The sequence below is a fragment of the Pseudomonas sp. GW821-FHT09D08 genome (genome assembly GCF_059416305.1).
The window spans coordinates 39476-52052 of sequence record NZ_JBWKOX010000003.1; the positions used below are offsets into that span (position 1 = coordinate 39476).

General features: G+C 59.5%; 8 protein-coding genes. 7 read left to right on the top strand and 1 reads right to left on the bottom strand.

All coding sequences use genetic code 11. The features are described from left to right. The first annotated feature begins 96 nt into the window (after positions 1-96). The 7 genes from wecB to AC07OP_RS06340 all read left to right on the top strand — a co-directional run bounded on the left by wecB (position 97) and on the right by AC07OP_RS06340 (position 11727). On the top strand, positions 97-1248 hold the full coding sequence (gene wecB, locus AC07OP_RS06310; RefSeq protein WP_495100650.1) for a non-hydrolyzing UDP-N-acetylglucosamine 2-epimerase: 1152 nt from the start codon (positions 97-99) through the stop codon (positions 1246-1248). Further along, positions 1245-2507, top strand: a complete 1263-nt coding sequence (gene wecC, locus AC07OP_RS06315) for a UDP-N-acetyl-D-mannosamine dehydrogenase (RefSeq protein WP_115488434.1) — start codon at positions 1245-1247, stop codon at positions 2505-2507. The genes wecB and wecC overlap by 4 nt, the downstream gene beginning before the upstream one ends. A 2-nt stretch (positions 2508-2509) precedes the next feature. Beyond that, a complete protein-coding gene (locus AC07OP_RS06320) occupies positions 2510-6838 on the top strand; it encodes a methyltransferase domain-containing protein (RefSeq protein ID WP_495100649.1) in 4329 nt (1442 codons plus the stop codon). Then, positions 6822-7643 carry a hypothetical protein gene (locus AC07OP_RS06325; RefSeq protein WP_495100648.1) on the top strand — a complete coding sequence of 274 codons (822 nt, stop codon included), beginning with the start codon at positions 6822-6824 and terminating at the stop codon, positions 7641-7643. The genes AC07OP_RS06320 and AC07OP_RS06325 overlap by 17 nt, the downstream gene beginning before the upstream one ends. Before the next feature lie 28 nt (positions 7644-7671). After that, positions 7672-8883 (top strand): glycosyltransferase family 4 protein, encoded by a 1212-nt coding sequence (locus tag AC07OP_RS06330; RefSeq protein ID WP_495100647.1) that lies wholly within the window; start codon positions 7672-7674, stop codon positions 8881-8883. Further along, positions 8880-10064 (top strand): glycosyltransferase family 4 protein, encoded by a 1185-nt coding sequence (locus AC07OP_RS06335; RefSeq protein ID WP_495100646.1) that lies wholly within the window; start codon positions 8880-8882, stop codon positions 10062-10064. The genes AC07OP_RS06330 and AC07OP_RS06335 overlap by 4 nt, the downstream gene beginning before the upstream one ends. Positions 10065-10161: 97 nt before the next feature. Continuing rightward, complete coding sequence (locus AC07OP_RS06340; RefSeq protein WP_092355325.1) at positions 10162-11727, top strand: methyl-accepting chemotaxis protein; 1566 nt, start codon at positions 10162-10164, stop codon at positions 11725-11727. Positions 11728-11820: 93 nt separating this feature from the next. On the opposite strand, the gene AC07OP_RS06345 is transcribed toward AC07OP_RS06340, so the two are convergent. Beyond that, complete coding sequence (locus AC07OP_RS06345; RefSeq protein WP_495100645.1) at positions 11821-12513, bottom strand: alpha/beta family hydrolase; 693 nt, start codon at positions 12511-12513, stop codon at positions 11821-11823. Positions 12514-12577 lie beyond the last annotated feature (64 nt).

The window sequence follows — 12577 nt, forward strand, 5'->3', positions numbered from 1 at the left end:
CTACGCGCTGACACGCCTGGCACTGCGTTGAAGGCAGCTGTGCACCCGCGTTTCAGGCCCAGCTTTTACTCACCCTCCATACAAGAAGCCATCCCCATGCCTCTCAAGACACTGTCTATCTTCGGCACGCGCCCGGAAGCCATCAAAATGGCGCCGATGGTGATCAATCTCGCCAATGACGACCGTTTCCACTCGAGAGTGTGTGTCACGGCGCAGCACCGAGAGATGCTGGACCAAGTGCTTGAGCTGTTTGGATTGGTACCTGACTACGACTTGAACATCATGAAGCCGGATCAGAACCTGACGGATGTGACGACGGCAATCATCCAAGGGCTGCAAGCTGTCCTGGAAGACTTCAAACCCGATGTGATCCTCGTCCACGGGGATACGGCGACCACTTTTGCAGCCAGTCTGGCGGCCTATTACCAACAGATACCCGTTGCCCATATCGAAGCCGGGCTGCGTACCCACAACCTCTATTCCCCCTGGCCCGAGGAGGGCAACCGACGCCTGACCGGCAGCCTTGCCTCGATGCATTTCGCCCCCACCCAAACCTCGCGGCAGAACCTGATCAATGAGGGGGTGGCCGCCGAATGCATTCATGTCACGGGCAATACAGTGATCGATGCACTGCTCAGTGTTGTAGAGAAACTTCACGCCCCGACATCCCCCCTGCGCGGCCGCCTTGACCGGCAATTTGCCTTTCTGCCCCAAGACCAGCGGATGATCCTGGTGACAGGCCATCGCCGGGAAAACTTTGGTGACGGTCTTGAACGTATCTGCCAGGCCCTGGCTGAAACCGCCGCGCGTTTCCCCGCGGTGACCTTCGTTTACCCCGTGCACCTGAATCCCAATGTGCAGGAACCCGTGCGACGGTGGCTGGCGAGCATCAGGAATGTACATCTGATCAAGCCCCTGGATTACCTGCCGTTTGTCTACCTGATGACCCGGGCGTATCTGATTCTCACGGACTCGGGCGGTATCCAGGAGGAAGCACCTGCACTGGGCAAACCGGTGCTGGTAATGCGGGAAACGACTGAACGCCCCGAGGCAGTCGATGCCGGGACGGTCCGGCTGGTGGGCACAGAGATCGCAAGCATTACTCATCACCTCAGGGAGTTGCTCAGCGATGAAGCGGCCTACCGGGAGATGAGCAATGCCCACAACCCCTACGGTGACGGCAACGCCTGCACACGCATTCGCGAAGTTCTGATCACAACCTGGCGGAAAAACGAGGCGGCAGCATGAGCGTGCCGACACTCTGCGTCCTGGGCCTGGGTTATATCGGCTTGCCCACCGCCGCGCTGTTTGCCTCACCGCAACGAACAGTCATTGGCGTCGATATAAACCCGCATGTCGTGGACCTCATCAATCTCGGCCAAGTGCATATCATAGAGCCCGACCTGGACCGATTGGTCCGCTCGGCGGTCAGCCACGGCTACCTGCGGGCGACAACCCAGCCGGAGCCGGCGGATGCCTTCCTGATCGCCGTGCCCACCCCATTCCTGGAAAACCGCGAGCCAGACCTGAGCTATATAGAAGCGGCCTGCCGCGCCATCGCCCCGGTGCTGAAAAAGCACGACCTCGTGATTCTGGAGTCGACTTCTCCGGTCGGTACCACCGAACTGATGGTGAAATGGCTGGCCAGTGTGCGTCCGGACCTGACCTTTCCCACCACCCATCAGCAAGCCAGTGACATCCGCGTGGCCCACTGCCCCGAACGGGTACTGCCAGGGCATGTCTTGAGGGAATTGGTCAGCAATGACCGCATCATCGGGGGCATGACCGATGCCTGCTCAGCCGCAGCAGTACGGCTTTACCAGCAGTTTGTCGAAGGCCAGTGCATTGTCACTGACACACGCACCGCGGAAATGTGCAAGCTGACCGAAAACAGTTTCCGCGACGTCAATATCGCCTTCGCCAACGAACTCTCGATGATCTGCGCACAGTTGAAGATCGACCCATGGGAGCTGATCCGCCTGGCCAACCATCATCCGCGTGTGAATATCCTGCAGCCCGGGCCTGGCGTCGGTGGGCACTGTATAGCGGTGGACCCGTGGTTCATCGTCAGTAAAACACCGGACCTGGCGCTGTTGATCCGCACCGCGCGCCTGGTCAACGACAGTAAACCCCAGTGGGTCATCCAGCAAGTCAAGGTGGCGGTGGCCAACCTTTTGTTCAAGCACCCCGGGCTGTGCGCGCACAACGTGCGAATTGCCTGCTATGGCCTGGCATTCAAGGCAGACATCGACGACCTGCGCGAAAGCCCGGCACTTGGCATTGCCCGCCAGTTGGCCAACGAACTGGGGATAACGCTGCTGCTGGTCGAGCCCAATATCGATGCACTGCCCGACGACCTGACTGGCCATTCCCTGACCGACGTGGCCTGTGCCTGGGACAGCGCCCATATCCATGTGTTGCTGGTCGGGCATCGCGAGTTCAGATCCATGTCAGCGCGACATAGCAACGGCGTGGTGATTGATGCTGCCGGCGTACTGGTGAACTGACGATGAATAATCCACAGCCACTTGCCGATACCCATGATCGCGTCATGGAAGCCTATTACGGCAAGCTGGGCGAACACTTCATGCAGGAAACCCGTGCGCGGATCCATTGGATCTGCGCACAGGTCACCGGCAGGACAGTACTCGACGTAGGTTGCTCCCAGGGCATTATCCCCGTGTTGCTGGCCCGTGAAGGCCACAGGGTCACGGGCGTGGATAACGACCCCAGGGCGTTCGAGCAGGCCAAAGATTACCTGAGGGCCGAACCCGATCACGTGCAGCGCAACGTCCGCTACTTGAATGCAGACTTTATGTCGCTGGACACCCAGGGCATGGAACCTGACAGCATCGTGATCAGTGAAGTGCTTGAGCACCTTATCCACCCGGCAGCCTTCGTCGAAAAAGCCGCATCGATGCTCAAGCCGCGTGGCCGGCTGATCATCACCGTGCCGTTCGGGGTGAATGACTTCCTTGACCACAAGCACACGTTCTACCTGCTGGAGCCCTTTCGGCTGTTGAGTGCGTACCTGCAGGTCATCCAGGTCGAAATGCTGGGCAAGTGGGTGGGAATGGTCGCCATCAAAACAGAACCCGAGGGCTGTTCGCTGGGTGTCGAGCATCTACGCCAACTGGAAGCGGCGTTCGAGTCCGTCGAGCGCAACCTGCTTGGCCAGATAGCTGCGGGTCGCCAACAGCGGGAACAGGTCAATCAGAAATACCGTGAAGCGACTGAGCGCATTCAGCAACTCAAGAACGAACTGGCGTACTCAACCGAGTGCAATACCCGGCAGCAAGGGCAAATAGAAGTCCTGACCGTCAATCTGCAGCGCGCAAACGCCAGGTGCCACCTGCTGGAAAATCGCTTGATCAAGACGCGGGCCAGCACCACTTATCAGTTGGGGTATCAACTGCGTGTGGGGGTGGGCTCGCTACGTGAATGCCTGCTTTTGCCTGGCGCCCTGCTCAAGCTGTATCAACAAGCCCGCGCACGTCGCAAAGGCAACGCACCCACGGCATCCCCTGGCGCTGATGCGATCCCCCCGGCGCTGCCTGGCACCGCCGCTTTCCTTGTAACGCCGCCCCCCACTCCGCTGGCGGATGCAGAGCATGTGCGCAGCGAGCTGTTGCTCGCCCCCCATGACACGGCCAAGCCCTTCAAAATGGCTTGTGTGATGGACACCTTTACCCATGAGGCCTACCGGTATGAATGCGAGCTGTTGCAACTGACACCGGACCAGGGCCTGGCCGAACTGCAATCGTTCCAACCCGACCTGTTGTTTATCGAATCCGCATGGCGCGGCCAGGATGGCCGCTGGCATAACAAGATCGCCCAGAACGGCACAGAGCTGCGCCAGATCTTGCAGTGGTGCCGGGAACACAAGGTGCCAACGGTGTTCTGGAACAAGGAAGATCCGGTGCACTTCGAGACGTTCCTGGGTACCGCCACACAGTTCGACCTGGTGTTCACCACGGATATCGACTGTATTCATCGCTATAAAAGCGCGCTGGGGCATGAGCGCGTCTACCTGCTGCCCTTCGCCTGCCAACCGGCGATGCACAACCCGATCGAGTTGTATGAGCGCAAGGATGCGTTCTGTTTCGCCGGCGCCTACTACTGCCGGTATCCCGAACGGGCGCGGGACCTCGAGCACTTCGTCAATGCCCTGCCAGGCTTTCGTCCGCTGGAAATCTACGATCGCAACTTCGGCCAGCCAGAAGCCAACTATCAGTTTCCGGCCCGATATCGGGGTTACATTGCCGGTACGCTTGACGCGACGCAGATAGACCTGGCTTACAAGGGCTACCGGTATGCGATCAATCTCAATTCGGTCAAACAGTCGCAATCCATGTTCGCCCGTCGTGCCTTTGAATTGCTGGGTTCCAACACCCTGACCGTCAGCAATTTTTCTCGCGGCCTGCGTGTGCTGATGGGCGACCTGGTCATCTGCAGCGACAACGGCCAGGAGGTCTTGCGTCGCCTCGACACATCCGCTGGACACGCCAGGCTGCGGTTGGCAGGGCTGCGAAAGGTGATGCTGGAACACACCTATGCCCACCGTTTGATGTACGTGATGAGCAAGGTGACCCATCGCGTGCATGACCTGCCACTGCCGGCGATTTGCCTGGTCGCTGACGCGGCCGACGAGGCTCAATTGCAGGCGCTCATTGAGCATCTGCGGCGTCAGCACTACCCCCGCGTCAAGCTGTATGTCGCGGTAAGCGACGCGCCGGCAAGGCAGCCCGCCACCGTTGACCCGCGCTTGCAGCTGATTGAGCGCAAACAGCTGGACAAGCTCACCCTTGGCGAGCTGGCAGGCGGCGCCGACTGGTTTGGCGCCATGCTTGCCGTGGACTACTACGGCCCTCACTACTTGCTCGACCTGGCCTTGGCCACGCGCTACAGCAAGGCCCGGGTGATCGGCAAGATGGCGCACCATGCCGCGCACGAACGGGATATACGCCTGATCAACCCAGGCCAGGAATACCGCTGTGCCACCGTGATAGCGGCACGTCGGGCCTTGATCAAGACAGAAGTGCTGGCACAACAGCCCGCCCGAGCCTGGCTGGAAAGCCTCCCGGCGCTCACCTACACCCACCCTCGATCCCTCGCGATCGATGCGTTCAACTACTGCGAAAACGCCGCGGGCATCGATCGACAGCGCGTCGTTGCGGTGGTGGATGACCTTGATCTGAACAGCGGAATCAGCCTCCAGCATCTCCAGCGCAGCAGTGAAGCGATCCCGCCATTGAGTGCAGAGACTACTGGCCCGCTGAGCAACGGCCGGGACCTGGCCGAACTGTTCGGCCCGCTGCGCAGCAAGTATCTGCGCGCGCAGGTCGAAGGCGGCACCTGGCATATCGACTCCTCCCTCGCGGACGGAAAACATGAATATCACTACGCCAGGTACGAGTTGAACGTTGCCCAGTTGAAGCAGGCCGACGACACCTTGAGATTGCAGCTCGATGCCACGCCGGGCCTGAACCTGCAACTGGTCGTGCTGTATCTGGATGCACAAAAACAACGGATCAGTCATGTCATGCAGCAGGCCAATCGCAATCAGGCCTGGGGTATACCGCCCGAAACAGCGTACCTGCGCCTGGGCCTGCGGGCCCACGGCAGCGGCAGCACGACGATCAAGGCATTGGTTCAAGGACACCGGGAAATCCAACCCTCCCACCTCCTCGCCAAGGCCGCGCACCTGCTGCTGACCAACCACTACCCGGCCTATGACGACCTGTACCGTAATGGCTTTATTCATACCCGTGTCATGGCCTATCAGGAACAGGGCCTGGCGGTAGATGTCTTTCGTCTGCGCCCCGACGAGTCGATCAGTTATCACGAATTTGAAAATGTCGACGTGGTGACCGGCCCGGGCAGCGCCCTGGCAAGCATGCTGGACAGCGGACAGTACACGACACTGCTGGTGCACTTCCTGGATCCGCAGATGTGGGAAATAGTGTGCCCCTACTTGCCCCGCCTCCGGGTGATTGCCTGGGTACACGGCGCGGAAATCCAACCTTGGTGGCGCCGGGCTTACAACTATGGCGACGAAACACTGTTGCAACTGGCCAAGCTCGACAGTGAGCGACGCATGGGCTTCTGGCTCAGCCTTTTGCAACCCATGCCGCCCAATCTGCAACTGGTATTCGTCTCCCGCCAGTTTGCCGAAGACGTCATGGAAGACCTGGGGTTCAAGTTGCCGAGGGGTCAATACCGGGTGATCCACAACCCCATCAATACGCGGCTGTTTGCCTATCAGGAAAAACCGCCTGAGCAGCGCAAGAAAATCCTCTCGATCCGCCCCTATGTGTCACGCACCTACGCCAACGACCTGAGCGTCAAAACCATTCAACTGCTGGCGACCAAGCCATGGTTCAACGAACTTGAGTTCCTGATGGTCGGTGACGGACCTTTGTTTGAAGAAACCCTCGCACCGCTGCGTCAGTACCCGAACGTCACCCTCGAAAAACGCTATTTGAAACAATCCGAGATCGCCGACCTGCACAAACACTATGGCGTGTTTCTGTGCCCCAGCCGCATGGACACACAAGGGGTATCGCGTGACGAAGCCATGGCGTCGGGCCTGGTCCCTTTGACTAATCGGATCGGGGCCATCCCTGAGTTTGTTGACGACGACTGCGGTTTTCTATCGGCCCCCGAGAGTTTCACCGGGCTCGCCGAAGGGATAGAAACACTGTTTTTCAACCCGGAAATATTCAGGGCGAAATCATTCAACGCCAGGCAACGCGTGCTTGCGCAGAGCGCTATGCATTTGATCACCGCGGCCGAACTAAGCCTGATACGGGAACCCCACGGTGAGCCGAGACGTTAAGGCATTGCAATACCGTATCCTGTCGGCACTCCTGTGGTGCGTATGCCTGGGCCAGAACCTCATGAGCATCGCTCCACGTGCGGTGTTGATGGCCCATACCGCACATTTCTGCGCACAAGTGTTGTTGATAACGACGTACTTCCTGCCGATCAAGATTGTCATCCTGCTCGGTTCAGAGACGGTCCCCGCCTATTTGCCAGCCCCGTTGAAAGGCCTCGATCAAACCGCCCTGATCATCGGGCTCGGTCTGTTGACGGTTATCCTTTACGCTTTTTACCTGGGCGCCGGGTTCATGGCCTCCCGTTACTCAAGGGCGGGGGCACGCGCCCTGATAGACGGCGGTGCCGAACCTGCGCGGCTAAAAACCCAATTGGCCCTGGCAGCCAGGACATTTTCCAGGTTTGCGCGGGGTTTATCCGACGCCATGTTTACCCTGATCGTCTTCTGCGTGCTGCTCTACCTCTACCCGTCCCTCCTGGCGATCGGCCTGGCTTATTCCGTGCTCGCTGCGGCTGTGCTGATTGGCTTGAACAACCGTAGCCAACGTGTGCAGGCGGTACTCTGCCGTCACCCACTCACGGTGGCCGATGCGTTTTACTCAATGGGCTTTCTGGCGGCATTCGCCTTCATCATTGTCGACTTTCTCTGCCTGACGCCTCCCCACCTGTACATCGCGTTGATAGCGCTGATCCTGATACGTCAAAGCCTCAGCAGACTGAAGGTCCTGACCCAGGACATTCTTTACCTGAACACCCACGCCCCGAGCATCAACCGGATGTTTCTCGCCCTCCACCCGACCCGCTGAACCCAATCCACATCAACAGGAATCTCCCGTGCCCCGTATCGCCATGATCGTCTGGAATGAGTTTCGCAACGACGCCCGCGTATTGAAGCAAGCCCGGACACTCCAGGCAGCCGGTTACCAAGTCACCGTGTTCGCCCTGCATGCGCCCGGCTTAACACATCGCAAGGAGGTGCTGGCCGAAGGCATCCGCGTGGTACGCGTAGCGCGCAGCTTGCGCTGGGGTGCGGCCAACGCCGGATCCCACCAATCGCCAGGCCCGTTCGCGGCCGAACAATCGATGCCGTTGCGACGCATTCTTTCGCGGCTTTGGGTACATGCAGGGCTGCTGCTACGCATCGCCCTGCATCGCGCTGCGGTGGTGCATGCCCACGACGTCAATACCCTGCCCACCGCCTGGCTGGCGGCCCGGCTCAGCGGCGCCAGGCTGGTGTATGACGCCCACGAAATCAGCACCAGCCGCGAGGGGTATGCGCGCTTTCGCAGCTGGGTGGGTTGGGTCGAAAAAACCCTGATGCCCAGGGCCGAAGGCATCATTACCACCACGCAAAGCCGGGCCAGGTTTTTTGCCAGGGCCTATGGAATCGCCCGCCCGCTGGTGCTGCAAAATCGTCCCTGCCTGAGCGCCACCTCGTCCAGCCAGAGGATTCGCCTTGAGTTGGGCTTGCAACACCCCTGGCCCATCGTTGTCTATCAGGGCGGCCTTCAACAGGGGCGCGGGCTGGAACGCTTGCTGCGCGTGGCAGCGTCGTTGCAAGGCGCTTACCTTGTATTGATCGGGAGCGGCAGACTTACCCCTGCCTTGATGGCATTGCGCACGGAACTTGGCCTGACAGACCGAGTGCACTTTATCCCGACCGTTGCACTGGCGGATTTGCCCAGCTATACCGCATCAGCCGATATCGGTGTGCAGCCGATCGAAAATACCTGCCTGAACCACTTCACCACCGACTCGAACAAATTATTTGAATATGTCATCGCCGGGCTGCCCGTGGTGGCCACGGACTTTCCGGAGATTCGCAAGATTGTCCGGGCCTACTCCATAGGACTTTTGGTACCGGCAGGCTCGGAGCAATCACTGCGCACCGCACTGCAGCGCCTGATCGATGAGCCGTTATTGCGTCAGGCACTGGCGCAAAACGCAAAAAATGCCGCGCTGCATTTAAATTGGGAACGGCAGGAAAGCACGCTGGTGGCGCTGTACGAGCGTGTACTGCGGCGTAAAACCGAGGTGCGCGTATGACCAAGCGCATTCTCATATTGAGCTATTACTTTCCGCCCGATTTGTCGGCATTTCGCGCCGAGGCGTTAGTCAATGCCTTGTTCACCCACGGTAACGGTGAAATAGAAATCGACGTACTGACCACCCAACCAAACCGCTATCCGTCATATGAGGCTGGCCCTGCCCACACCGCGCATCAGCCGAAGCTGTCCGTCACCCGCATCGACCTCCCCGCGCACAGATTCAGCGCATGGGGTCAGGCCTGGGGATTTGCCCACTATGCCTGCGGCGTCCTTCAGGCGGTGAAGGGTAAGCAGTATGACGTGATCGTGGCCACCTCTTCGCGGCTGATGACGGCCGCACTGGGCGCCGCCATCGCGCGCAGAAAACACGCGCCTCTCTATCTGGATATTCGCGATATCTTTGTCGACGTCCTGCCCGAGCTTTTCCCCGGTTTTCTCGGCAAGCTCCTGGCATGCATGTTTTCCCGCCTGGAAAAAATCACCCTCGAGTATGCGACGCGGGTAAACCTGGTATCCCCCGGTTTCCTGAGTTACTTCTCGCCTCGTTATCCACACAAGACCTTCTCAACCTACACCAACGGTGTAGATGATCTATTTCTTGAAACCCCCTTCCATACCGACCCGCCTGACGAACCGACACGCGCTCTGAAGATCGTCTACGCTGGCAATATCGGCACCGGCCAAGGCCTGGAAAAAATCCTGCCCCCCCTGGCCGAACGGCTGGCAAACAGGGCCTTTTTCTATGTCATTGGTGATGGCAATACGATGAAAAAACTGAGCGAGGCGCTGATCAACAGAAACATAAAGAATGTCGAGCTTATTCCTCCCATGCCTCGCCATGGGCTGATTCATTACTATCAACAAGCTGATGTGCTTTTTTTGCACCTCAATAGTTTCAATGCATTCTTGAAGGTCATTCCTTCCAAGCTGTTTGAATATGCAGCCACCGGAAAGCCAATACTTGCGGGACTGGCAGGCTACTCAAAGGCGTTCACACTTAACCATATTCCCAATGCTTGCGTGTTTGCCCCCGGAAACCCGGACGCTGCCGTTGCCGCACTTGCCCGACTTGATCTGGGTGCCACCGACCGAGAGGCATTTTTACGTGAGTATTCCCGGAGCAGGATTCAGCAAAGTATGGCTTTCGACATTCTCAATACCGCAAAACCCAGAAAATAGTGACGCTGGAAACTTCCGGGGCGATTGTTGCAAAAATAAGTTAAATAAACCCCCGTTACCGCCGATACCCAATGAAAGCCTTGCGGATTGAACAATCATGCGTAATAACCAGCCCGTTACCCAGCGCGAACGTACCTTCCCCGCTCAGCAACGGTTGATCTCCACCACAGATGCCAAAGGCGTGATTACCTACTGCAACGACGCGTTTGTCGAAATCAGTGGGTTCTCTCGCGACGAACTGGTGCGTGCCCCGCACAACCTGGTGCGTCACCCGGACGTGCCAGCGGCCGTGTTCGGGCATATGTGGACCACGCTCAAACAAGGCTTGCCATGGATGGGCATCGTTAAGAACCGTTGCAAGACGGGCGATCACTACTGGGTTAACGCCTATGTGACGCCGGTCTTCGAAGGCAACCAGGTGGTCGGCTACGAATCGGTGCGCATCAAGCCCACCGCCGAGCAGATCCGTCGTGCCGAAGCGCTCTACCAACGCATCAACCAGGGCAAGTCGGCCGTCCCCCAGCGGGACAAGTGGCTGCCGGTGTTGCAGGACTGGCTGCCGTTTATCCTGATCAGCCAGTTGAGCTTCATGATCGGTGCGTCGCTCAACTCCCACTGGGGCTTTGCCCTGGCGGCGGGTTTGTCGGTGCCATTGGGGCTGCTGGGCCTGAGCTGGCAACAGCGCGGCCTCAAGCGCCTGCTACGCCTGGCCGAGCAGACCACCTCCGACCCGTTGATCGCGCAGATGTACACCGACAGCCGTGGTGCCCAGGCGCGCCTGGAGATGTCGATCCTCAGCCAGGAGGCACGTCTGAAGACCTGCCTGACGCGCTTGCAGGACACTGCCGAGCACCTCAACGACCAGGCGGCGCAGTCCAATACCCTGGCGCATAACAGCTCCAGCGGCCTGGAACGCCAGCGCGTGGAAACCGAGCAGGTAGCCACGGCGGTCAACCAGATGGCGGCGACCACCCAGGAAGTGGCCAGCCATGTGCAGCGCACGGCCGATGCGACCCAGGAAGCCAATCGCCTGACCGGTCGCGGTCGCGATATTGCCGGGGAAACCCGCGAGGCGATTCAGCGTCTGTCGGTGGCCGTGGGCGAGACCGGCGTTACCGTCACCCAACTGGCCAAGGACAGCGACGAGATCGGCGGCGTAGTCGACGTGATCAAAGGCATTGCCGACCAGACCAACCTGCTGGCGCTCAACGCCGCCATTGAAGCGGCGCGGGCCGGTGAGATGGGCCGTGGGTTTGCGGTGGTCGCCGATGAAGTGCGCCAACTGGCGCAGCGCACGGCTGAGTCGACCGGGCAGATCCATGCCCTGATCGCCAAGCTGCAGCAAACCGCTGCCGCTGCCGTGCAAACCATGGACACCGGGCATCGCCAGGCCGAAGAAGGCGTGGCGCGGGTGATGGAGGCGGACCAGGCATTGGTGGGCATCAGTGAAGCGGTGGCGCATATCACCGACATGACCACCCAGATCGCAGCCGCCACCGAAGAGCAAAGCTCGGTGGCCGAAGAGATCAGCCGCAATATCAGCACCATTGCGCTGTTGGCGGACCAGACCTCGGAACAGGCAATGAACTCGGCACAGTTGAGTGAAGAGCTGACGCATACGGCGAATACCCAGTATTCGTTGGTCGAGCGTTTCAACCGGTAGACCGCTATCGGGAGCAAGCCCCCTCCCACAGTTAACCGCGTACATCCCTTGGAATGCGGTCGAATGTGGGAGGGGGCTTGCTCCCGATTGGCCCTAACAGGCGCTGAGAAACTCAGTCACCTGCACGGCCGCAGCCTCCAAATGCTGCTCATGCGTAAACCCCGAAGCCTTCAACGGCTTCAAATCATGATCTCCCGCCACCAGCCACATCACTTCGATGCTCGGCGACAAATCATAGCCCTCCACTGCTCCTCGATTGCCCAGGGCATCCCGTTCGCCCTGCACGATCAGCGTCGGCGTGCTCAGCCCGGACAAATGCTCGACCCGTGGTTTCTCCGGTTTCCCCACCGCATAGAACGGATACCCCAGGCACACCAGCCCGTCGGCGGCCAATTCGTCCGCCAACAGACTCGCCATGCGCCCGCCCATGGACTTGCCGCCAATGGCCAGTTTCCCAGCGACATGACGTCGCACCTCGGCATACACCCCGCGCCAGGCTTCCAGCAGTCTTGGCGCCGGGTTGGGCGGGCGTTTGCCACCGTCCAGTCGGCGCTGGGCCATGTAGGGAAACTCGAAGCGCAACACGTTGACGCCATGCCCGGCAAGGCGTGCAGCCATGTCGTTCATGAAGGATGAGTCCATCGGTGCGCCGGCGCCATGGGCCAGGATCAACGTCACGCAATCACCCGAAGCACGGTCCGACGCGACATCCCAAAGCCAACCGTGTTCCCGCACACACTGCGCCCATTGATCCCCGTCAATACTGGCCTTGTGCTCTTTGCCCATGCTTGCCTCGCTATTCAGTCTGCCTATAACTCCAGCCCAAGTGCCGCATTTGCTTGGGTTGAAC

What these genes read in the sequence shown, in the direction of transcription:
- wecB (WP_495100650.1), top strand. Translation starts at nt 97, where the DNA reads ATGCCTCTCAAGACACTGTCTATCTTCGGCACGCGCCCGGAAGCCATC.
- wecC (WP_115488434.1), top strand. Translation starts at nt 1,245, where the DNA reads ATGAGCGTGCCGACACTCTGCGTCCTGGGCCTGGGTTATATCGGCTTG.
- AC07OP_RS06320 (WP_495100649.1), top strand. Translation starts at nt 2,510, where the DNA reads ATGAATAATCCACAGCCACTTGCCGATACCCATGATCGCGTCATGGAA.
- AC07OP_RS06335 (WP_495100646.1), top strand. Translation starts at nt 8,880, where the DNA reads ATGACCAAGCGCATTCTCATATTGAGCTATTACTTTCCGCCCGATTTG.
- AC07OP_RS06340 (WP_092355325.1), top strand. Translation starts at nt 10,162, where the DNA reads ATGCGTAATAACCAGCCCGTTACCCAGCGCGAACGTACCTTCCCCGCT.
- AC07OP_RS06345 (WP_495100645.1), bottom strand. Translation starts at nt 12,513, where the DNA reads ATGGGCAAAGAGCACAAGGCCAGTATTGACGGGGATCAATGGGCGCAG.